At 55.4% G+C, this 20,784-nt stretch carries 20 protein-coding genes and 1 pseudogene; 4 read left to right on the top strand and 17 right to left on the bottom strand.

Annotated elements, in window-relative coordinates; translation table 11 throughout:
- Positions 1–4 precede the first annotated feature (4 nt).
- Positions 5–817 (top strand): septum site-determining protein MinD, encoded by an 813-nt coding sequence (gene minD, locus AACV31_RS02940; protein ID WP_007762208.1) that lies wholly within the window; start codon positions 5–7, stop codon positions 815–817.
- Positions 818–820: 3 nt separating this feature from the next.
- The gene (gene minE / locus AACV31_RS02935) at positions 821–1,087 is read left to right on the top strand and encodes a cell division topological specificity factor MinE (RefSeq protein ID WP_007762212.1); all 267 of its coding nucleotides are present in this window, start codon (positions 821–823) and stop codon (positions 1,085–1,087) included.
- Positions 1,088–1,189: 102 nt separating this feature from the next.
- Here the strand turns inward: minE and rnd are convergent, their stop codons facing one another.
- From rnd to AACV31_RS02910, 5 genes are all read right to left on the bottom strand, one after another.
- Positions 1,190–2,311, bottom strand: coding sequence for a ribonuclease D (rnd, locus tag AACV31_RS02930; RefSeq protein WP_131824876.1), 1,122 nt, complete (start codon positions 2,309–2,311; stop codon positions 1,190–1,192).
- Between the two features lie 70 nt (positions 2,312–2,381).
- Positions 2,382–4,067, bottom strand: a complete 1,686-nt coding sequence (gene fadD, locus AACV31_RS02925) for a long-chain-fatty-acid--CoA ligase FadD (RefSeq protein WP_165154470.1) — start codon at positions 4,065–4,067, stop codon at positions 2,382–2,384.
- 205 nt (positions 4,068–4,272) lie between these two features.
- Entirely contained in the window at positions 4,273–4,857 is a 585-nt protein-coding gene (locus tag AACV31_RS02920; RefSeq protein WP_165154472.1) for a Slp/YeaY family lipoprotein, read from the bottom strand.
- A 40-nt stretch (positions 4,858–4,897) separates the two neighbouring features.
- On the bottom strand, positions 4,898–5,593 hold the full coding sequence (gene tsaB, locus AACV31_RS02915) for a tRNA (adenosine(37)-N6)-threonylcarbamoyltransferase complex dimerization subunit type 1 TsaB (protein ID WP_105596713.1): 696 nt from the start codon (positions 5,591–5,593) through the stop codon (positions 4,898–4,900).
- A gap of 69 nt (positions 5,594–5,662) precedes the next feature.
- A complete protein-coding gene (locus tag AACV31_RS02910) occupies positions 5,663–7,573 on the bottom strand; it encodes an ATP-dependent DNA helicase (protein WP_165154474.1) in 1,911 nt (636 codons plus the stop codon).
- 130 nt (positions 7,574–7,703) lie between these two features.
- Between AACV31_RS02910 and AACV31_RS02905 the strand changes: the two genes are divergently transcribed.
- Positions 7,704–8,048, top strand: coding sequence for a RidA family protein (locus tag AACV31_RS02905; RefSeq protein WP_007762220.1), 345 nt, complete (start codon positions 7,704–7,706; stop codon positions 8,046–8,048).
- Positions 8,049–8,077: 29 nt separating this feature from the next.
- Here the strand turns inward: AACV31_RS02905 and AACV31_RS02900 are convergent, their stop codons facing one another.
- The 4 genes and pseudogenes from AACV31_RS02900 to AACV31_RS02885 form a co-directional block, all read right to left on the bottom strand.
- Positions 8,078–9,166, bottom strand: coding sequence for a fatty acid desaturase family protein (locus AACV31_RS02900; protein ID WP_165154476.1), 1,089 nt, complete (start codon positions 9,164–9,166; stop codon positions 8,078–8,080).
- Positions 9,156–10,247 (bottom strand): fatty acid desaturase family protein, encoded by a 1,092-nt coding sequence (locus AACV31_RS02895; protein ID WP_165154478.1) that lies wholly within the window; start codon positions 10,245–10,247, stop codon positions 9,156–9,158. Before AACV31_RS02895 ends, AACV31_RS02900 begins: the two co-directional genes overlap by 11 nt.
- The gene (locus AACV31_RS02890) at positions 10,240–11,358 is read right to left on the bottom strand and encodes a sterol desaturase family protein (RefSeq protein ID WP_165154480.1); all 1,119 of its coding nucleotides are present in this window, start codon (positions 11,356–11,358) and stop codon (positions 10,240–10,242) included. Before AACV31_RS02890 ends, AACV31_RS02895 begins: the two co-directional genes overlap by 8 nt.
- Positions 11,351–11,497 (bottom strand): annotated as a pseudogene (locus tag AACV31_RS02885) (phosphatase PAP2 family protein); the annotation flags it as partial. The gene AACV31_RS02890 and the pseudogene AACV31_RS02885, both read right to left, overlap by 8 nt.
- Before the next feature lie 484 nt (positions 11,498–11,981).
- On the opposite strand from AACV31_RS02885, the gene AACV31_RS02880 reads away from it, so the two are divergent.
- Positions 11,982–13,847: a Z1 domain-containing protein gene (locus AACV31_RS02880; protein WP_165154482.1), complete on the top strand. Its 1,866-nt coding sequence runs from the start codon at positions 11,982–11,984 to the stop codon at positions 13,845–13,847.
- Positions 13,848–13,888: 41 nt separating this feature from the next.
- Here AACV31_RS02880 and AACV31_RS02875 read toward each other — a convergent pair whose 3' ends face one another.
- The 8 genes from AACV31_RS02875 to AACV31_RS02840 form a co-directional block, all read right to left on the bottom strand.
- On the bottom strand, positions 13,889–15,067 hold the full coding sequence (locus AACV31_RS02875) for a hypothetical protein (RefSeq protein ID WP_165154484.1): 1,179 nt from the start codon (positions 15,065–15,067) through the stop codon (positions 13,889–13,891).
- A gap of 521 nt (positions 15,068–15,588) precedes the next feature.
- Positions 15,589–15,741 carry a hypothetical protein gene (locus AACV31_RS02870; protein ID WP_165154486.1) on the bottom strand — a complete coding sequence of 51 codons (153 nt, stop codon included), beginning with the start codon at positions 15,739–15,741 and terminating at the stop codon, positions 15,589–15,591.
- Positions 15,734–16,351, bottom strand: coding sequence for a phosphatase PAP2 family protein (locus AACV31_RS02865; RefSeq protein WP_165154488.1), 618 nt, complete (start codon positions 16,349–16,351; stop codon positions 15,734–15,736). Before AACV31_RS02865 ends, AACV31_RS02870 begins: the two co-directional genes overlap by 8 nt.
- Positions 16,348–17,634 carry a F390 synthetase-related protein gene (locus AACV31_RS02860; protein ID WP_165154490.1) on the bottom strand — a complete coding sequence of 429 codons (1,287 nt, stop codon included), beginning with the start codon at positions 17,632–17,634 and terminating at the stop codon, positions 16,348–16,350. The genes AACV31_RS02865 and AACV31_RS02860 overlap by 4 nt, the downstream gene beginning before the upstream one ends.
- Positions 17,631–18,437, bottom strand: coding sequence for an MBL fold metallo-hydrolase (locus tag AACV31_RS02855; RefSeq protein ID WP_105539207.1), 807 nt, complete (start codon positions 18,435–18,437; stop codon positions 17,631–17,633). The genes AACV31_RS02860 and AACV31_RS02855 overlap by 4 nt, the downstream gene beginning before the upstream one ends.
- Entirely contained in the window at positions 18,438–19,442 is a 1,005-nt protein-coding gene (locus AACV31_RS02850; RefSeq protein WP_165154492.1) for an NAD-dependent epimerase/dehydratase family protein, read from the bottom strand.
- Entirely contained in the window at positions 19,439–20,446 is a 1,008-nt protein-coding gene (locus AACV31_RS02845; protein WP_165154494.1) for a 3-oxoacyl-[acyl-carrier-protein] synthase III C-terminal domain-containing protein, read from the bottom strand. The genes AACV31_RS02850 and AACV31_RS02845 overlap by 4 nt, the downstream gene beginning before the upstream one ends.
- A 142-nt stretch (positions 20,447–20,588) precedes the next feature.
- Positions 20,589–20,774 (bottom strand): YoaH family protein, encoded by a 186-nt coding sequence (locus tag AACV31_RS02840; protein WP_007762257.1) that lies wholly within the window; start codon positions 20,772–20,774, stop codon positions 20,589–20,591.
- Positions 20,775–20,784: the final 10 nt, after the last annotated feature.

Genomic DNA, 20,784 nt, shown 5'->3' with positions numbered 1-20,784 from the left:
CTTTATGGCACGCATTATTGTAGTTACATCAGGTAAAGGGGGCGTTGGCAAAACCACCTCCAGCGCGGCCATCGCTACGGGTCTGGCCCAGAAGGGAAAGAAGACCGTAGTTATCGATTTCGATATCGGCCTGCGTAACCTTGATCTGATCATGGGTTGTGAACGCCGTGTCGTATACGATTTCGTGAACGTCATTCAGGGCGATGCCACACTGAATCAGGCGCTTATCCGCGATAAACGTACCGAAAGCCTCTACATTCTGCCCGCATCGCAGACGCGCGACAAAGACGCGCTGACCCGCGAAGGCGTGGAAAAGGTACTGGATGAGCTGAAAAAGATGGAGTTCGACTTCATTGTCTGCGACTCCCCTGCCGGTATCGAAACCGGCGCGCTGATGGCGCTCTATTTTGCTGATGAAGCCATCATTACCACTAACCCGGAAGTCTCCTCCGTGCGCGACTCCGACCGTATCCTGGGTATCCTCTCTTCCAAATCTCGCCGCGCCGAAAATGGCGAAGCGCCGATTAAAGAGCATCTGCTGCTGACCCGCTACAACCCGGGCCGCGTCAGTAAGGGCGATATGCTCAGCATGGAAGATGTGCTGGAGATCCTGCGTATTCCTCTGGTGGGCGTTATCCCGGAAGATCAGTCCGTGCTGCGCGCCTCCAACCAGGGCGAGCCGGTTATTCTTGACGATACCTCTGACGCCGGGAAAGCCTACGCCGATACCGTCGATCGCCTGATGGGAGAAGAACGTCCTTTCCGCTTCATTGAAGAAGAGAAGAAAGGTTTCCTCAAACGCCTGTTCGGAGGATAAGTTATGGCATTACTCGACTTTTTTCTCTCCAGAAAAAAGAACACCGCGAATATCGCTAAAGAGCGCTTACAAATTATTGTTGCTGAGCGTCGTCGTAGCGATGCTGAACCGCATTATTTACCGCAGCTGAAGCGGGATATTCTGGAAGTGATTTGTAAATACGTTCAGATTGATCCGGAAATGGTCACCGTTCAGCTGGAACAAAAAGGCGACGATATTTCGATTCTTGAACTTAACGTCACCTTACCGGAAGCGGAAGAGACGAAATAACGATAAAAAATACCCCGGCATGCCGGGGTATTTTTTTCGCCGCCTCACTGTATATATTCTCAGTGAATCTCACTTTTGCTGTAAATAATTACAGGTATTGTATTAATAATTCTGCAGCAGCGTTTTTAACGCCTCGCCTAATAACTCGCCGCGCCAGCCGCTGATTAATTCCGGCAGCTGATTCTGCGGTTTCAGCTTCCAGTGCCAGTTCAGCAACTGGTTAATCTGGCGGCGCGACGCCATCAGCTCGGCGCTGATCTTGTGCGCCTCGCTCGTCTCCTGCACCAGCGCTTTAATCTCTTTAAACACTTTGCGATAACCCGGCATGTCGACCAGATTCGCCAGCGGCTCCGGCAGCGCGTCTTCCGGCAACGCCTGCGCTTGCGCGACCAGCGCCAGCAGCGTCTTGCCGTGGAAGCGGATTTCGCTGCCTGACAGCCCCAGGCCGTCGAGTTCGCCAAGCGAGCCCGGCATATGGCGCGCCACCTTCCAGAGATTCTCTTCGCGCACCACGAAATTGACCGCCATATCGCGCTCGCGCGCTTTACGCAGGCGCCAGCCGGCCAGCAGCTTCAGGCACGCCAGCTGACGCGGACGCAGCTGCCAGGCGTTGGTGATTTCACGCCAGGCTTCGTCTGGATCGAGAACCTCGCCGCGGCGCTGGGTCATCAGGCGGCATTCGTTGATGGCGGCGGTGAGCCAGCCTGCTTCGCGCACCTGCTCCATCAGTTTGTGGGCGATCGGCAGCAGATACCAGACGTCCGCCGCCGCGTAGTCGCACTGGCGCTCCGTCAGCGGCCGCGCCAGCCAGTCGGTACGCGACTCGCTTTTATCCAGCGCCACGCCGGTGTGATGCTCCACCAGCGTCGCAAAACCGCAGGAGAGCGGATGACCAACAAACGAGGCCAGCACCTGGGTGTCGATAAACGGATCGGGCATCATGCCGAACGCGTTCTGGAACACTTCCAGATCTTCGCTGCCTGCATGGAGAAATTTGGTGACGTTCTGATCCTGCAACAGCGCCTGAAACGGCGCCCACTCGGTGATGGTCAGCGGATCGATCAGCGCGACGTTTTCGCCGTCATACAGCTGGATAAGCCCCAGCTGCGGGTAGTAAGTGCGGGTACGGACAAATTCGGTGTCCAGCGCCAGGGCGCGCTGCGTGCGTGCGGTTTCGCACAGCGCCGCCAGAGCGTCATTGGTGGTTATCATCTGGTAATTCAAATCGCTCTCTCTTTGTCTGCGCCCATAAAAAACGCCGGTAGAACCGGCGTCAGGGCGACGTGATTGCAGCTCAGGCAGTATTGTCACCTGCCCGGCGCGCTTCGTCACGTAGTTCTCGTCGTAAAATTTTCCCGACGTTGGATTTTGGCAGCTCGGTGCGAAATTCCACCTTTTTCGGGACCTTATAGCCCGTCAGGTGCCGACGGCAGAAGGTGATCAGCGCTTCTTCCGTAAGCGACGCCTCTTTCTTCACCACGAAGATTTTCACCAGCTCGCCGCTGGCTTCCGACGGGATACCCACCGCCGCGACTTCCTGCACGCCGCTGTGCTGCATCACCACATCTTCGATTTCATTCGGGTAGACGTTAAAACCGGAGACCAGAATCATATCTTTTTTGCGATCGACGATGCGCAGGAAACCTTCTTCATCCATTACCGCGATATCGCCGGTGCGCAGCCAGCCGTCCTGGATAATCTCATCGGTGGCATCCGGGCGCTGCCAGTAACCCAGCATCACCTGCGGGCCTTTAATGCACAGCTCGCCAGGCGCGCCGGGCGCCACTTCGTTGCCTTCATCGTCAATCAGTTTGACTTCGGTGGACGGCACCGGCAGGCCGATGCTGCCGCTGTGGTAGTCGATATCGTGCGGGTTGACGCTCACCAATGGCGAGCATTCCGTCAGCCCGTAGCCTTCCAGCAGGAACTGGCCGGTCAGTTTCTCCCAGCGCTCCGCCACGGCCTGATGCACCGGCATGCCGCCGCCCGCCGAGAGGTGCAGCGAGGAGAAATCGAGCTTGTGGAATTCTTTATTATTCAGCAGCGCGTTAAACAGCGTGTTCACGCCGGTCATCGCGGTAAACGGATATTTGCCAAGCTCTTTCACCAGCCCCGGAATATCGCGCGGGTTGGTGATCAGCACGTTCTGGCCGCCGAGTTCGATAAACAGCAGGCAGTTCATGGTCAGCGCGAAAATGTGGTACAGCGGCAGCGCGGTGATCACCAGCTCCTTGCCGCGATGCAGCAGCGGACCGTACGTGCCGAGCACCTGCTCCAGGTTGGCGAGCATATTGCGGTGGGTCAGCATGGCGCCTTTCGCCACCCCCGTGGTGCCGCCGGTGTATTGCAGGAAAGCGAGATCGTCAGGCGTCACTTCCGGTTTGATGTACTGCATCCGGTAGCCATTATGCAACGCGCTGCGAAACGAAATGGCGTCCGGCAGGTGATACTTCGGCACCAGGCGTTTCACATACTTCACCACAAAGTTCACCAGCGTGCCTTTGGCGGTGGAAAGCTGATCGCCCATGCGGGTCAGAATGACATGCTTTACCGGGGTTTTATCGACGACTTTTTCCAGCGTGTGCGCAAAGTTGGACACAATCACAATGGCGCTGGCGCCGCTGTCGTTCAGCTGATGCTCCAGCTCGCGCGGCGTGTACAGCGGGTTGACGTTCACGACGATCATCCCGGCGCGCAGAATGCCAAACAGCGCCACCGGGTATTGCAGGAGGTTGGGCATCATCAGCGCCACGCGATCGCCTTTTTGCAGGCCCAGGCCCTGTTGCAGCCAGGCGGCGAAGGCGCGGCTGCGCTCTTCCAGCTTACGGAAGGTCATCACCTCGCCCATGTTGGTGAAGGCGGGTTGATCGGCGAAGCGTGTGCAGGATTGCTCAAACAGATCCACCAGGGAGTGATAACGGTCCGGGTTTATCTCCGCCGGAACATCCGCCGGATAACGGTTAAGCCAAACCTTCTTCAATGCGTCACCTCTGAATGTATTATTCGTCGTCATCACAACCCCAAAACAATAAACACGGCGTTAACATAATATTAACTCATTGTACCAGTTTATTAATTCACCTGATTTAAGGTTGCGAAGCGCGTCACTAATTATTTTTGTTATGCCGATAAAACAAATAAACAGCGGACCGGCCGCTGTTTATTTTATTTACTAAATCAATGCGTTACTCAGTTACTACGTTCTGAACCTGTGCCGGGCCGGGATTATACCAGCCCCACGGGCCATAGCCATATCCCCAGCCGGGGCGCGGCCCCCACATCCACGGGTCGATGGGCTGCGGCGGCATCATCACCTGCTGCGTTACGCGCCAGCGCTTGAAGCCGTTCACCTGCATCACCATGAACTTATACGGGCTGGAACCGATTTTACCTTCCACCGTGCCGGTAATGGGGCCTACGACAGTAACGAGTTGATTACGGAAGTCGACCGGGTCGAGAAAGCCGTTCACGTCGGCATAGATGCGCCCGCGCGACGGCTGGCCCAGCAGCGGTCGTGCGGCGCTGTCGAGCGGCAGCGTGGCGATTTCCAGGCGGGTTTTCCCCTGCTGATTATCGACATTCACCACCCGCCCGCCGAAGCGCGCTTCCTGCCCGATGTAAAGCTGCGGCGCGTTCATCACGCGCACCAGATCCTGTTGCGGCGTCGGGCTGGTGCCTTTAATCGCGTCGGGTACGCTGACGCACCCGCCGAGAAGCAAAACGCTCAGCGCCAGAAACCCGCAGCGCATCATTGATTGTTGACCCACCATAAGCGACTCCTTAAACCCGCCCGCGGCTTGCGTCGGGATGTTATTCCCGGCCTGGCAATTTTTTCCACGCCACTTCGTTGCGCAGATAGACCGGTTCTGCTTGTTCGACCGCGACAACGCGCTGTTGTTCGAACAACCGGCACGCCAGCGGCAACATATCTTCCGCCGCCGGGAGCGTTACCTGCCCGTCGGTAAGCGTCAGTCCACTCTCCTGGGCCATATCCGGCCACGCCTGCCAGCCGGTGCCGACCGTCGCCCATTCGCCGCTGAGCGTCTTCAGGCGCTCCGCGACCGCGTCCGGCTTAAGCACCGCCTCGGTCTCTTCGCCGTGCCAGACGCCCTGCGCGTCGCGCTGATACTCAGCCCAGTAGACCTCGCCCATACGGGCATCGATCGCCGCCAGCACGCGGGTCGCGCCGCTGACGCGCCATGCGCCCTGGGCCATGGTCATCAGCGTCGAGACGCCAACCATCGGCAGTTCTGCGCCGAGCGCCAGCCCCTGCGCGATGCCAATGCCGATTCGCACGCCGGTAAAACTTCCCGGCCCGCGGCCAAAGGCCAGCGCGTCCATCGCCGCCAGCGCAACGCCGCTGTCGGTGAGGATCTCACTGACCATCGGCAGAATACGCTGGGTGTGCTCGCGCGGGCAGAGTTCAAAGAGGGCGGACGTTTTACCGTTATCCCACAAGGCGACGGAACAGGCCTCGGTGGCGGTATCAATAGCCAGAATTCGCATGGATCAATAACACTCTTACGCGTCGTGGTGGTTCAAAAAGGGGCGCATCTTATCACAGTCTGGCATAAATTACTGCCGCGCCGCGTCGGTGAGAAAGCGCGCCGCCTCGCCGATATCGCGGGTGCGCGGCGTCGGCGGCAGGCTTTTCAGGAACACGGCGCCGTAGGGGCGCATCACCAGGCGGTTGTCGCAAATCACCAGCACGCCGCGGTCGTCGACGTCGCGGATAAGCCGCCCCACGCCCTGCTTGAGCGTGATCACCGCGTCCGGCAACTGGACTTCATCGAACGGATCGCCGCCGCGCAGGCGGCAATCTTCCATGCGCGCTTTCAGCAGCGGATCGTCCGGCGAGGTAAACGGCAGTTTGTCGATAATGACCAGCGACAGCGCGTCGCCGCGGACGTCCACGCCTTCCCAGAAACTGCTGGTCGCCACCAGCAGCGCGTTACCCGCGCTGATGAACTGCTCAAGCAGCTGGCTTTTGCTGGTTTCGCCCTGGAGCAGCACCGGCAGCGTCATGGTGGCGCGGAATTGCTCCGCCAGCTCGCGCATCATGGCGTGCGACGTGCAGAGCATAAAACAGCGGCCCTGGTTGGCCTCAATCAGCGGTTGCAGCATTCGCGCCAGCGCCTTCCCGGCCTGCGGCTGGTTGGTTTGCGGCAGGCCGCGCGGCACGCAGAGCAGCGCCTGGCGGGCATAGTCGAACGGGCTTGGCAGCAGCAGCGTTTGCGCGTCGTGAATGCCGAGGCGCTCCGTGAAGTGATGCAGTTCGTCATTCACCGAGAGCGTCGCGGAGGTAAAGATCCAGCTGCCGCCCTTTTCGGCGATAACGTCCTGAAATTTATCCGCGACGGTCAACGGCGTGAGCGCCAGCGTGAAGTGACGCGAGTTGCATTCATACCAGTAGCTGTAGCCCGGCTGATTGATCTCTTTTAAGCGTTTGAGGCGCGCGCGATAGAGCGTGGCGCGCTCAAAGGCGGCGTCCAGCAGCGCCGAGCGGCCAAGCGACAGCTTCGCCACGTCGTAGCAGAGCTCCAGGGCGTCATCAAGCAGCAGCAGCGCGCGGCTGATGGAGGTGTCCGCCAGCAGTTCGCGCAGGTTGCCGCGAAAGCCGGGGTCGCCCAGCTGGAGCCTGAAATCCTGGGTGCTTTGCGCCAGACGGTCGGCGCATTTTTGCAGCTGCTGGGTATCTTTCACCTCGGTGCGGTAGGCGATGATAATGTCTCTGGCGAGGTCAAGCAGCTGGCGGCTGGAGAGCGACTGGCCGAAATACTGGCTGGCGATATCGGGAAGCTGATGGGCTTCGTCGAAAATAATGACTTCAGCCTCCGGGATAAGCTCCGCAAAGCCACTCTCTTTGACCACCATATCGGCGAGAAACAGGTGATGGTTCACCACGACGACGTCAGCTTCCATCGCCTTTTTACGCGCTTTCACGACAAAGCAGTCTTTATAGAGCGGGCAGTCGCTGCCGAGGCAATTATCGTTGGTGCTGGTGACGAGCGGCCAGACGGGGGCGTCTTCCGCCACGCGCCCGCAGGTGCTGATGTCGCCATCCACGGTTTCGTTGGCCCAGCCGCGCAGATGGATAACGTCGCTTAAGGTTTGTACCGGCAGATCGCCGCCCGCCAGCGCCTGTTGCTCCAGGCGCTCAAGGCACAGATAGTTGGAGCGCCCTTTTAAGAGCGCCAGGCGGCCTTTGTACTCCAGCGCTTTGGCGACCGTGGGCAGATCGCGGCCGTAGAGCTGATCCTGCAGCGCCTTCGAGCCGGTGGAGACAATCACTTTCTTACCGGCGCGCAGCGCGGGCGCCAGATAGGCGTAGGTTTTCCCGGTCCCGGTGCCCGCTTCCACCACCAGCGGTCTGGCGGCCTCAATGGCGGCGCTGACCGCCTGCGCCATCTGACGCTGCGGCTCGCGCGGTTTAAAGCCGGGTATCGCTGTGGCTAGCTGGCCATCTGCTGCAAAATCGTCCGTCACACTGCCCCCTGGTTAAATTGCCAGTGATTATGTCAGGGCGGCCACGCTTACGCCAGCCGAACAGATGACGGCGGGCGCGCTTTATGGCAGGCTTGCGTTTTGCTGAACAGAACAGGAAAAGGAAACAGCGATGACAATCGTGCGTATCGATCCCGCAGATCGTTGGTCTGACGCGGTGATTCACAACCAGACGATTTACTACACGGGCGTGCCGGAAAATCTGGATGCCGACGCTTATGAACAAACCGCCAATACGCTGGCGCAAATCGACACCCTGTTAACCGCGCAGGGCAGCGATAAATCCCGCATTCTTGACGCCACGATTTTCCTGGCCGACGGCGACGATTTCGCGCTGATGAACAAAGCGTGGGACGAGTGGGTAGTGGCAGGCTCCGCGCCGGTACGCTGCACTGTGCAGGCCCGCCTGATGAATCCGCGCTATAAAGTAGAAATCAAAATTATCGCCGCCGTGTGATCCCCGCCGCCACCGTTCGCCGGTGGCGGTCACTTCAGGTTTTTCCCCATACGAATCAGATGTTGCCGCTGCAGGCGCAGCAAATCGCGCACGGACAATAACGGGTACGGCAGGCCGTGTTCGCGCGCCACCTCCGCAATAATGGCGCTCAGCGCCGGAAAGTGCCGGTGGCTCCAGTCAGGAAAGAGATGATGCGTCAGATGCAGGTTTAAACCGCCGAGCCAGTACCCTATCTGGCGTGGCCGCGTACGCCAGTCAAACGTGGTGGCAAACGCATGGTGATAAGGGCTGTTCGGCATGACGTTATCTTCCGGCGTCGGATAAAAATGCCCTTTTGCCCAGTGCGTACCGATAAGCAGGGAGACAAACATCCCTGAGACCAGCATCTGGCTTACCAGATAGACCGCGAGAACAGCAGCCCAGGAGCGTGTCCCGGCAAGGGCCAGCGCCGGTATTCCCAGCGCCAGCATAAAATGCCCGGTTTTCAGCAGCAGAAAGAGCGCAACGCCTCTTGCGCCCGGATGGGGCAAATGGCGCGTGAAAGGCGTGTTTCCCAGTCGGTCACGCCAGTCCATCCACCAGCCATACCAGGGAAAGGTCAGCGCCGCCACCAGCGGCCAGTAGAGATATTGCGCGCGCATAAAGGGCTTCCAGCGCTGGAACGGCGTCTGGCAGAGTACGCCGTTTTCATCGATATCCGGATCGTAGTGCTGAATATTGGTGTACGGGTGATGAAACTGCACGTGGCGGACCTGCCAGCTGTCGGCATCCAGGCCCAGCGGAAGACTGATCGCACGCCCGAGCCAGGCGTTCGCCGCGCCGGTGCGACAGAATGCGTTGTGGCTGGCATCGTGCAGCACGTTCACCACCAGCAGCATGGCGAAAAAGATAAAGCCAAAATACCAGAGCGCGAAGCCCATCGTTGCCGATGCCGTCAGGCTCAGCAGATAACAGGCCGCGCAACAGAGCGCGAGAAAAGCGAGCTTCGCCCACATGCCTTTATCAGCAAAGCGATGCTCCTGTTGCGTCGCAAGATAGTGCCGGCAGGCCGTGCGAAACGCTTTATGCAGCGCCGGATCGTGGCGTTCCACACGTAACGGCGGCAGGTTACGCTTCATGCGGGAGCCCCATCTGTGTCAAGAATGCCCGCTGCGCGGCGCGCAGTTCGCGATAGCTGATGCAGCGGTACGGCAGGTTATGTTCCTGGGCCAGCCGCGCTACGATCCGCGCGAGCGCCGGGTAATGGCGATGGTGCCAGCCAGGAAACAAATGGTGCGTCAGGTGGTAATTCAGCCCGCCGGTAAAGGCCTCCTGCCAGCGCCGGGGCGTGCGCCAGTCGCAGGCGGTGGTGAAATTATGGTGATACCAGCCATGCGTCATCTGTTGGGTTTCGCCTTCCGGCGCCTGATAAAACGTCGTCCCGGCCCAGTGCGTGCCCAGCAGTAAAAACACCACCAGCAGCGAGGCGCACATCTGGATCAGCAGATAAATACCCGCCACCATCCAGAGGTTATGGCCCGCCATGATCGGCACGCCCAGCATCAGCGTCAGATGCGCTATTTTGCTGAAAATAAAAGCTCCCCACCCTCTCACGCCAGGCAGCAGGCGCTCCGCCTGCAGCGGCGTGCGGCCCAGCCTGTCGGCCCAGTCAAACACGATGCCTATCCAGCTCAGGGATAGCGCCGCCACCAGCGGCCAGTATAGATGCTGAAAGCGCATCCAGCCGCGCCAGCGCTGAAACGGCGTCTGGCGTAAAATCCCGTTCTCTTCGGTATCCAGATCGTAGTGTTCAATATTCGCGTAGCGATGATGAAAACTGACGTGACGGGCGCGCCAGTAGACGGGCTCAATACCGGTTGAGATCGTCACCGCACGGCTGATAAACGCATTCCAGAAGCGGCTGCGGGTAAAGGTCTGGTGAGAGGCGTCATGGTTAACGTCAATATTCAGCCACATCATCAGCATGGCAAAGGCCGCATACCCCGCCACAAATACCACCGGCTGCGACGCCGCCAGCGCCTGGGTATAACACGCCACGCTCGCCAGCAGGATCAGGGCCGCCTTGACGCGCGCCCGCCGGTCGGCGAAACGATGGTCGCCGCGGCGGCGAAGATAACCATACGCCTCCCGGTGCAGCGCCCGGTGAAACGCGCCCTCTTCTGCCGGGCTGAAGCGCAGCGTAGCGAGCGTGTTAGCCATGGTCCAGCGCCCTCGTTTTCACTACAGGCATGACCAGGACTATCAGACCGTGCAGCGCCAGCGCGGGCAGGCTGACCTGCCAGATAAGCGCCTGCCAGCCAAAAACCGACAGACACAGCAGCGGCATCAGGCTGGTCACAACCGCCCAGCCGATGCGACTGGCGGGATGCCCGTCGCTCATCAGTCCCATCATGACTGACGCGGCCACCAGCAGTAAAAACAGCGTGATTTGCTCCCCGCCGATATCGTCATAGCCATACCCGTAACGTTGTATGTAGCCGATAACCGGGATAAACAGCAGCAGCGTACCGCTCACTATTATCAGCGGCGCGGGGCCCGGCCTGGCGGGAGACGGCTGCGGACGAAAGCCAAGCAGGCGAGCGAACGGCGCGTTGCTCTCCCGCAGCGGATTGGCAGAGGCGCTATAGTCTTTTACGCCGTACTGATGCTCATCCCGCGCGGGCGGCGTCTGGCAAAACGATCCGAAAAGCTTGTCCCAGACGATCAATGTGCCGCCGTAGTTACTGTCGGAGAAACGCCGCTCGCGCAGGTGGTGAACACGGTGATGCGACGGCGTCACCAGCAGCCGCTCCAGAATGCCGAGCCGTCCGGTAAAGGCGTTGTGGTTAAAAAACTGAATACTGTAGTGAATGACGGAGACTGCAAGAAACACCGACAGCGGCACGCCCGCCACCGCCAGCAGCATAAAAAAGGGCACCGAGGTCAGCGACGAATACCAGGAATTGCGCACGCCAAGCGAGAGGTTATAGTGCTCGCCGTGGTGATGCACGCTGTGAACCGCCCAGAGCAGCGGCCATTGATGATGCAGCCGGTGCAGCCAGTAGAACCCAAAATCCCAGGCGATAAAGGCGAATACCCACACCGCCACGGCAGGCAGCGACTGGAACAGATCGAGACTCGCCGTGCGGGACACCAGGCTGTAGCACAGCACTTCGAGCCCGCGAAACAGCCACAGCATCATCTGGCCTGAGTTGACGTTAAACACCACGTCGCGCCAGTTAACCGCCGCCTTGCCGCGCCACTTAAGCAGCAAGGCCTCCCCGAAAACCAGCCCCAGCATCACCACGATGGGCAGCGTTAACTCATTCATGATTCAATTCCTTTTGTATCATCCGGTAATACAGCATTTTACGCGCCAGCATGCCTGCCAGCAGCGTGAGGGCGACGCCCCCGACGAGATCGATAAACAGGTGTCGCCGCAGTTGTAAAATCGAGACGCTGAACGTAGAGGTTGAGTTGCAATTCAGTAATGTTAGCATGTACTCTAAAAAGCATTTAGAAGAGATAAGCCAATAAAATTATTGCATTAATGCCAACTATATCATTTCTCTGCAATCATCCGTTATTCAGTAGTGCAACGCGAATCGTTTTTTAAGAAATTTTACTTTTAACTCAACCCAAAATTTTTTAGGCTACATAACAAGTTATCAAAAGGATTCTTTCTTAAATTCCTAAATACTGAAATGAAAATTTCATAATGAAATTGATCTCATATATTTGTGATAGAAATCAAACAATTAGATAAAGATAATCAGTAAACTACGAAAATTATAAGCACCCCACTATAAATGGTAGTTTGCTGAAAGAACTTATTTCGTTAAAAGTGATGTAAGAGTTAAGTCTGCCATATCATTGTATTAATATATGATATATTAAAAATCTTCGCGAGTAAATCGCCACTATTCAATTCAGAGTTAAACTCAAGGAGGTCACATGGAATATTATTTAGATATTGAAAGTTTAAAAAAACAAGCAAAGCTAGTAAAAAGATATGAAAAACAACTATTTAGATTACACAATGACAATCGCGCAACTGGAGCTATTGAGCAAACAGTCGAAGGGACTATAAAAAATCTCAAAAATAGTCAGACATCATCTCTAGTTATTTACGGTGATCCTCAGAGTGGTAAAACTGAAATGATGATTGCCTTAACTGCACGTTTATTTGACGAAGGCTATCCAGTTATCATTCATTTAATGAATGACAGTGTAGACTTGTTAACTCAAAATTTAAAAAGATTTAAACATAGTGGTATCGCCCCTACACCCCGAACTTATTCCGAGCTACCACAAGATCCTAACAAGTTACCCGCTGAGCTTCTTATTTTTTGCAAAAAAAACACACATGACCTACAAAAAATCATTACATTAATTGCTAACAAAGATATAAACTCAATCGTCATCATTGATGATGAGGCGGATTATGCGACCCCAAATGGGAAAATTAATCAAGGTTTAGTAACAAAAATCAATGGACTTGTTGCAGAGATTTTAGGAGATAATGGTTTTTACATTGGTGTGACAGCAACACCGGCAAGGTTGAACCTTAATAAAACATTTGATAATAAAACGGAAACATGGGTCCAATTTCCATCTCATGATTATTACACAGGACAAGACACCTTTTTCCCACTTGATATGCGTAACCTTTCATATCGGCTTCATCTTATAGGTTCAGACGATCCAAAAGAAGAAGCCAGGGACGCGATTATAAGATTTCTTGTAACGGCAAGCTACTTAAATTCTTTTAAAAATGGCGTAGAGCAATATTGGACAATGCTAATTCACACTAGCGGGCATAAAAGCGATCATAAAATAGACTTAGAAAATCTTGAAAATTTCGTATCAGCATTATTGGCCCCCGAAAGTGATGAATTTGTATTGCTAATGTCCTTGATTTTTTCAAACTCGTTAAAGCTATATCCAGACGCAGATCCTAATATTATTGCACAATATATTCTTGAAAATGCTTCACGAATTACTTGGGTAATATTAAACAGTGAGAGAGAACGCAATGGTCCATCAGATAGTGCATCAGACCCAACCTCACCGTTTACTATTATTATAGGCGGTAATATAGTATCTAGAGGGGTTACTTTCCAGAACTTACTTTCAATGTATTTCACAAGGGATGTTAAAACAAAGCTCCAACAAGATACTTATATACAAAGAGCACGAATGTTTGGTGCAAGAGGCGCTTACTTACAACATTTTGAATTGACAATACCTCCTATGTTATATTCTGATTGGAGGAGGTGTTTTATTTTTCACAGGCTAGCCTTACAAACAATTAATAATCAATTAGGCGCTCCTGTCTGGCTAGGCGATAGCAGGATTTCCGTTGCATCAAATGCCAGTATCGATAAAACCACCGTTCAGTTAGATAAAGGCGAGATGTCGTTTCCTTTATTTTTGCTCAGTGACGAGGCTGATATTATCATCGAACAGGGGCCAACTGAACCTCAAACATTAAAAAAATTACAAAATCTACTTGGTAAAGAAGTATTGCCGAGTTATTTAATTGAATATATACAAACAATGTGTAAAGCTGAACCCCCACAAAAAGCAATCTTAGCCATCCATAAATCATCGACAATCGACGGATATAAAGAACAAGAAGGTATTAATAAGGAAAACATTACTCGTAAAAAAGGATTCATGGGTAAAACTCAGCTTGAAAAAGAAAAATTCCCTGACGCGAAACATCACATCAAAATATTTTACAATAAAAGCAAGAAAGCAAGAGTTTTTTATAAATATACTGAAGGTATTCAATTCATTCAAAACTTTGAATACTAATTCATTGGCCGGGTGTTTTTTAAGCACCCGACTTTAAAAGATTAGGAAATAACTGATAAGATAGTTTCAGTTCTCATACGATTGAACAATGCACTTCCTTTCGTTGTAGGTAAGTAACGACTACTACTTGGCAAATCTCTCTCATAAGATTCCAAGAAAGATAATCCCACCAATTCTGCAGCTTTGGCTACTGCCTGTGAGTTATAAATAAAAACACCTTTGAGGCACGAATTCCCAACAACAAATGTAGCCTTTCCTTTAGGGATTAAAACTCTTTTTATTTCACTCATCATTTTTATTAAATCAATGGCATATCGATCAATCATTGATATATATTTTTGGGGAAGCTCATCTATATTTCCAAAACTTTTTCGGAACTCAAGCATGTCAGCTGCTATATCGGGAGCTCTTTCAGCTCCTATTGAATTAGAACGAACAGCTCTAAGTTCTAAAACGGTATATCCCAGCCATACTAGTGATAGACGATGCCCCCTCATATAGTCAATAGCATTTAAGTAAGGAGGAGAAGTGAGGACACCCGCAATGCTCTCATCGGGAAGACTCAAGGAGCGAGCATCCCCCGTATTAACTGTCACTCCCCCGCGAGGGGGGTAATTACAGAGCCTTTTTCGTACCAGAGAGACAGATTTTTGCATGCCCAAGTGAACAGAGTAGTCAGATTCAGTGACCACACGATGGGGGCGACTATGCGATGTATCTCTTGCTAAAGAAGCACATTGTTCTTTGGTAATAATTATGCGACTTAAACAAATCTTGATAACATTCAAAGCTGCTATTTCATCTTCATTGACTAATTCATTATTTAAAAGATAAAAAGCAAACGCCCATAAACGTAACTCTTTAATCTGCTTACCGCCAAACCAATATTTTATAAAGTCATTAGTAGTGGGTTCTTTATCTATCCACGGCAAAAAAACCTCAAATTCACTAGTGGTACTTACAATATTTAAACATTTATTGTAAATTTTTTCAATTATTTTATCTGGCACATATTGAGTCCACACTTTACTCATTAAAACAGCTAAGGGATCCATGTCGAAACCTACAGCCGGAATGCCTAAATCACTGGCTTGCCGCAATACCATACCAGAACCAGCCATCGGATCGAGTATTACCCCTTTAAGCGGTTGGTTCTTTAGGCTTTGAAGCGCAAGCTCAGGTGCCATCCGGGCAGGAAAAGGATGAATGTTAGCTGACATTAAATACTCCATATTTCTTTTTAGAAATCATTAACTTCTCCTGCACATACAGAAACTTACACATATCTATGATAATACGAAGGAAGACACAACCGAAAATTTATAAACTTATATACCTGTGATGCTCTATTGTATCATAGGTATATAATAAAAATCCAATTTTTAATGATTAAATCTCCATTATCCATATTATCTAATAGCCTACTTGTGCTAGCCTGTTGCTATTGAAGTAGCCTTATAAAAAATGATGCGCAAAAAAAAATGGGAACGTATTATTTTAGTTTATTTAAATGCAACACTGCACTTAACCCTACTTTTTTTATGTAAATTCCTTAGGGTATTAATAGCTTTAAGTTTCACACTTTACTAAGACATTTACTCAATCTAAAATTTGCAGGCACTATCTTTCATTTCAAGCAACCAATTACTTTTTATTTGTTATCACCATTCTTTTTTAAGAAATTTTTCTTAAGGCTTTAGGCAACTAGATATTTCTTTAGCACGCGCGCTTACATAATTCCTTAATTCCTATTCGCACATAACAATTCACTAAAATAATGGTGACATCCTTTCATAGCCTGTTCATAACTTAGTCCCGTAAAAAGGATTTCAATCAGCGCCTCTCCGAAAACCAGCCCCAGCATCACTACAATGGGCAGCGTTAACTCATTCATGATTCAATTCCTTTTGTATCATCCGGTAAGACAGCATTTTACGCGCCAGCATGCCTGCCAGCAGCGTGAGGGCGACGCCCCCGACGAGATCGATAAACAGGTGTCGCCGCAGTTGTAAAATCGAGACGCTGATCGCCGCGCCCCAGAGCACGGCGGTGAGCGTGTAGCGCCACTGCCCGCGTTGGCTGATGCCCCAGACCATTAACAGGGTGAGTGCCATATGGAGCGACGGGAAACAGTTTTGCGGCGAATCCACCGCCAGCAAAAGACGCAGCGCCTCGACGCTGATCCCCGCGCCGCTGACCGCAGGGTACGCCATCGTCGTCGGCCAGGCCAGATAGATAACCCCGGCGCACAGCGCGGCCAACTGGGTCGCGCGCATCAGCCATTTCACCTGCGACAGCGGCGTCAGCCAGTAGCCCGCGGGAACGAGCAGGAAAAACGACATATAGAGCCAGATGGCCGAGGGCGTGAAATCTGTCAGCGTATCGAACCACAGCGGCGGCAGTTTATGCCCGGCACGCTGAAGCAGGTCGGTCGTGGAATAGACCACGCCGACGCTTCCCCACCCCAGCAGCAGCGCTCTCAGGCGATAATGCGTTTCCTTCATGCGGTCTCCCTGATGCGCACGATACGCCGACGCTTGGCCCCGGCGGCCGTCTCGGGGATCTGTGTTAAATGCGTCCAGCGAATGTCGCCGCACGCCACGCCCTGTTGTTCAAAAAGCGCCATTAGCGCGGCCTGCGCCTGCGCGCGTTGCGCGTCGTCAGCCTCAACGATAAGCGTCAGGCTCTCCGCGCCGTGCTGGATCAGCCGGTAATCCGCCGTGAGTGGCAGAGCGCGCGCCAGCGCCCGGTTGCAGAGATCGCCGAAGATTGCGCGCTCGCCGCCCTGGCCGTCCGGCAGCAGGAGCTGATCGTCCTGACGCCCTTCAATATGCGCCAGCGCCAGCGACGGATCGCCGCAGGCGCAGGGCGTGTCGCGCACCGCCAGCACATCATCCAGCCGGTAACGCACGATGGGCTGCGTGGTACGGGTGAAATCGGTGATGACCGGGACAAAGCGCCGCGCATCCAGCCATTCTTTTTCAACAAAGATAAACGCCTCGTTCAGGTGTAATACCCCGTGCGCGCAGGTGGCGGCGAGAAAACCTTCGGTCGCCTGATAGACTTCGCCGACGTCAGGAAAGACCTGCGCCAGTAGCGCGCGATCCTGCGCGTCGAGCACCTCCGCCACCGATATCACCTTCTTCGGCGCTATCTTCAGCTCGCCTGCCTGTACAGCCAGCGCCAGCGCGCGCAACACCTGCGCAGGCGCAACGACTATCGACGGCGATTCGGCTGCAAGCCGCGCCAGTAAGGTGTCGAAGGGCTGAAAGAGATCGTAAAAACCAAGACTCAACCAGCGGCTGTTCACGCTCTGGTAGAGGTTATTATCCGCGCGTAAAAAGAGCGCCACCCGCTCGCCGGCGAACAGGCCGTCAGGCAGCATCTTCGCGAGCATGGCGCCTGCCCACAGCGCCTGCTCCTGCGGGCTGACGGCAAAAATCCCGCGCCGCCCGGATGTGCCGCTCGACAGCCCCACGCTGTAGCGCCCGACCGTCGGCGTAAAGTTTCGGTCATTTTCACTCTGCAGCGCGCACGCCATGACCACATCGGCTTTCAGGCCGCCGGTGTTCATCTCATCGAAATGCGCCATCATCCGCGCCTTGTCCATGGTCGGCCATTCGCTGAACGGCAGCGAGCTGTAGCGCCTGAACCACGGGCTCTTCGCCAGCACGCGCGCCGCAAACCGCCCGAGCTGTTTTTGCTGGTAGCGCTCAAGCGCCGCGCGACTGTGAAAACGCAGACGCCGCACGCGGAAATAGTGCCAGAGCATGGCAAGCTTATTCACAAATCGCCCTCATGCGCGAGACGGATCTCCGCGCCGCCATCGCGCCAGAGCTGATGCAGTAGATCGAGCGTGCGCGTGGCAGCCGCCGGATCGGCAATCACCAGATTCGCCAGCCGCGACGGGCCGCGCTGTTCGCGATAGCTGACCGGCGACCAGGCCGCGTCGGCGGCGAGCAGCACCCAGCCGTTATCCGTCAGCACAAACGCGCCGATATGCCCGGCGGCGTGTCCCGGCAGCGGCACCAGCAACACCTCGCCGTGACTGTCAGGCAGTAAAAAGCCGGTGTCGAATGGCGCGAGCGCGGCGGGCAGCGCCACGCGCTCAAAGCGCTCAATAAAGCTGACTGCGCTTTCGAAATTCTCAGGGATCAGCCCCGGCACGAACGCCTGGCGCAACGCGGCAAATCCGCGCAGCGTGCGCGTTTGCGCCCAGCCCTCGCCGGAGCAAATAAAACGGTTGTCAGCGAAATCGCGCAGCCCGGCAATATGATCGGCGTGAAAGTGCGACAGGATCAGCGCGTCGATGTCATCAGGGCGATATCCTTTCGCCGCAAGCTGGCGTACCAGCGACTGTTCCGGGGAAAAGTAAACCGGCGTGACGCGGCGGTAGAGTTGATAGATCCCGCGACGGGTGTAGTCGTCAAACCACGACGCGTAGCCGGTATCCCACAGCCAGCGTTTGCCGCCCGCTTCAATAAGGCTCGCCCGCGCCGGGAATTTGCAGACTTTCCATGCCGCGCCCTTCAGCGCGATACAGCCTAAATGGGTGCAGTAACCCGTTTCAAATGTCGTGATCGTCGCCATTCAGCCTCTCCTTTCGCGCAGCCATGCGCCGGTAAGCCGCACGCCTTCCGCCAGCGAGATCGGCGGGCGATAGCCGAGACGGGTTATCGCCTTCTCCTGGCTTAACGTCATATCAAAGCTGACGGTGCCCGCGCTGTAACGCGTCAGGCGCGGTTCAGCGCCGGTGAGATGTCCGTGGATTTCCATGCCCTGCGCCACAGCCGCGAGCAGCGGCCAGGGCACCGACTGTACCCGATACTGCAACTGAAGCTCGTCGCCAAGCAGGCTGTCGAGCATCTCCACCAGCCGCTGCGGCTGGTGGTTGGTAATATTGAACGCCTCGCCGGAGACCAGCCCCGGCTGCCCGGTGGCAAGGCGCATCGCATGCACCACGTTGCCCACCCAGGTTAAATCCAGCAGCGCCTCGCCGCCGCGCGGCAGACGCAGCACGCCGCGGTCGGCCTCAAGCTGACGCAGCAGACGCGGAATGATCACCCGATCGTGCGCGCCGAACAGCCCGCGCGGGCGCAGAATAATAAATGTGACATGCGTAAATCGCCTGGCCGCCGTCTGAATCACCAGTTCGGCCGCATATTTACTGCTGGCGTAATGGCAGGCGAAACGGGCGGCCCGGTACTGTTCATCGACATCATGATGATGTTGAAAATCGAAGTAGATAGCGGGCGTGGAGATATGAATAAAGCGCGTGACGTCCGCCCTTGCTGCGGCGTGGGCCAGCCTTTCGGTCGCCGCGACATTCACCGCATGAAACGCCTGCGCGCTGCCCCACGGGGACGACTTTGCCGCGCAGTGCCATACCACATCACAGCCCTGCATCAGCGCGTCGCAGCGAGCATCGTCGGCCTGCGAAAGCTCCAGCGGCACGAAGTGCGCGCCGCGCGCGGCAAGTTCGGCCCCGGCCTTCTCGTCACGCCCGGTCGCGCGCACGTCACACCCCTGCGCCAGCAGCGCCTCGACCGCGTTACGCCCAAGCCCGCTGGTCGCGCCCGTCACCAGATATTTCATGGCAGCAGCACCATACCGGCGAGCGTTAACCCGGCGGCCGTGCCGACCAGCATCAGCGGCTCGCCCGGTTTCACGCGCCCGGTGATGAACGCCTCGTGAAGCGCGGTGGGAATCGAGGCCGCGACCTGGTTGCCGTGCAGGCGGTAGATATCCACTAACACCTCCGGTTTCACCTTCAGGCGTTTGCGCATATGTTCAAGCGACAGATGGCTCGCCTGGTGCGGCACCACGGTGGCGATATCATCAAGCGTTAGCCCTGCGGCATCGAGCAGCCGCTGCCAGAACCCGTCAATCAGCGACGAGGCCTGGCGGAACAGCGCCTTGCCCTGCATATGAAACAGAAAGTCGCTTTCCTCCATGCCGGCGCGGGGGTTTTTCCGCGTGCCGCCTGCGCGGATCTCGCACAATTCGCTGCCCTGCGGGTAGGTTTCCGCTTTCATGGCCAGGATCCCCGCGCGCGCATCGCCCGCCTCGACAATCGCGCAGGCCGCGCCGTCGCCGAAAATCAGCGACGACTCTTCATGCTCCCAGTCAATCCCGCGCGAGGCGATATCGGCCGACACAATGGCGATACGTCGATAGCTGCCGCTCGTTAACAGCGCCGAGGCCACCTGCATGGCGCTGATAAAGCTCACGCAACTGCTGTTGATGTCAAACCCCGCCGTACCGGCCGGTAAGCCCGCGGCTTTCATGATGTGTACCGCCGAACAGGGCAGCGCCTGAACGGCGATGGCCGAGGCGGAGATGAGCAGATCGATGGAGGCCGGATTAATCGCGTGACGACGGCAGGCGTCGTGCAGCGCGGCGGCGGCGAGCGCAGCCTGGCTGTCGTCGTTCGCGGCATGGTAGCGGTGCAGAATGCCTGAGCGGCGCTCGACGTATCCCTCCCGCTTGCCGAGGCGGCGATCCAGTTCGGCGGACGTAATAAGATGTTCAGGCAGCGCCTTGCCGGTCGCGATGAGATTCAGCCGTGAGGCTGGCGGGGAGTGAGGTGTAAAGTCCATGAAGCGCTGTCCCTAAGCTAAACGCCCCCGCCGGGCAGGGACGTAAACGGAAGTGATGTCTGGCGTTGTTATGTGTGGTGCGCACGATAACACGTCAGCAGGGACAAAAAAATTCTCGCTACCTTTTCCAGGAGTCGGACGCTTATTCCTCTTCATCCTCGTCTTCAAAGCGCGCGACGATGCGATCGCCTGTATGGGTGGCGCGGATCTCCTGCGCGACCTGTGTAATAGCCTCGCCGCTGCTCATGCCCTGCGACATCAGCTCCTGAATACGTTCGACCGCTTGCTGTTGTTGTTCATGGGTGAGAGAAGGTAAACCTGCAAACATCGCTGACTCC

It is taken from the genome of Cronobacter sp. EKM101R (assembly GCF_963888145.1).
GTDB lineage: Bacteria > Pseudomonadota > Gammaproteobacteria > Enterobacterales > Enterobacteriaceae > Cronobacter > Cronobacter turicensis.
This window is presented reverse-complemented; position numbering and strand designations above follow the sequence as displayed.

Coding starts and splice junctions, on each gene's coding strand:
- AACV31_RS02920 (WP_165154472.1), bottom strand. CDS start 4,857: ATGGTGGGTCAACAATCAATGATGCGCTGCGGGTTTCTGGCGCTGAGC.
- tsaB (WP_105596713.1), bottom strand. CDS start 5,593: ATGCGAATTCTGGCTATTGATACCGCCACCGAGGCCTGTTCCGTCGCC.
- AACV31_RS02855 (WP_105539207.1), bottom strand. CDS start 18,437: ATGGCGACGATCACGACATTTGAAACGGGTTACTGCACCCATTTAGGC.
- AACV31_RS02895 (WP_165154478.1), bottom strand. CDS start 10,247: ATGGCTAACACGCTCGCTACGCTGCGCTTCAGCCCGGCAGAAGAGGGC.
- AACV31_RS02845 (WP_165154494.1), bottom strand. CDS start 20,446: ATGGACTTTACACCTCACTCCCCGCCAGCCTCACGGCTGAATCTCATC.
- minD (WP_007762208.1), top strand. CDS start 5: ATGGCACGCATTATTGTAGTTACATCAGGTAAAGGGGGCGTTGGCAAA.
- AACV31_RS02870 (WP_165154486.1), bottom strand. CDS start 15,741: ATGAATGAGTTAACGCTGCCCATTGTAGTGATGCTGGGGCTGGTTTTC.
- minE (WP_007762212.1), top strand. CDS start 821: ATGGCATTACTCGACTTTTTTCTCTCCAGAAAAAAGAACACCGCGAAT.
- AACV31_RS02880 (WP_165154482.1), top strand. CDS start 11,982: ATGGAATATTATTTAGATATTGAAAGTTTAAAAAAACAAGCAAAGCTA.
- AACV31_RS02905 (WP_007762220.1), top strand. CDS start 7,704: ATGACAATCGTGCGTATCGATCCCGCAGATCGTTGGTCTGACGCGGTG.
- AACV31_RS02850 (WP_165154492.1), bottom strand. CDS start 19,442: ATGAAATATCTGGTGACGGGCGCGACCAGCGGGCTTGGGCGTAACGCG.
- AACV31_RS02890 (WP_165154480.1), bottom strand. CDS start 11,358: ATGAATGAGTTAACGCTGCCCATCGTGGTGATGCTGGGGCTGGTTTTC.
- AACV31_RS02865 (WP_165154488.1), bottom strand. CDS start 16,351: ATGAAGGAAACGCATTATCGCCTGAGAGCGCTGCTGCTGGGGTGGGGA.
- AACV31_RS02875 (WP_165154484.1), bottom strand. CDS start 15,067: ATGTCAGCTAACATTCATCCTTTTCCTGCCCGGATGGCACCTGAGCTT.
- AACV31_RS02840 (WP_007762257.1), bottom strand. CDS start 20,774: ATGTTTGCAGGTTTACCTTCTCTCACCCATGAACAACAACAGCAAGCG.
- AACV31_RS02900 (WP_165154476.1), bottom strand. CDS start 9,166: ATGAAGCGTAACCTGCCGCCGTTACGTGTGGAACGCCACGATCCGGCG.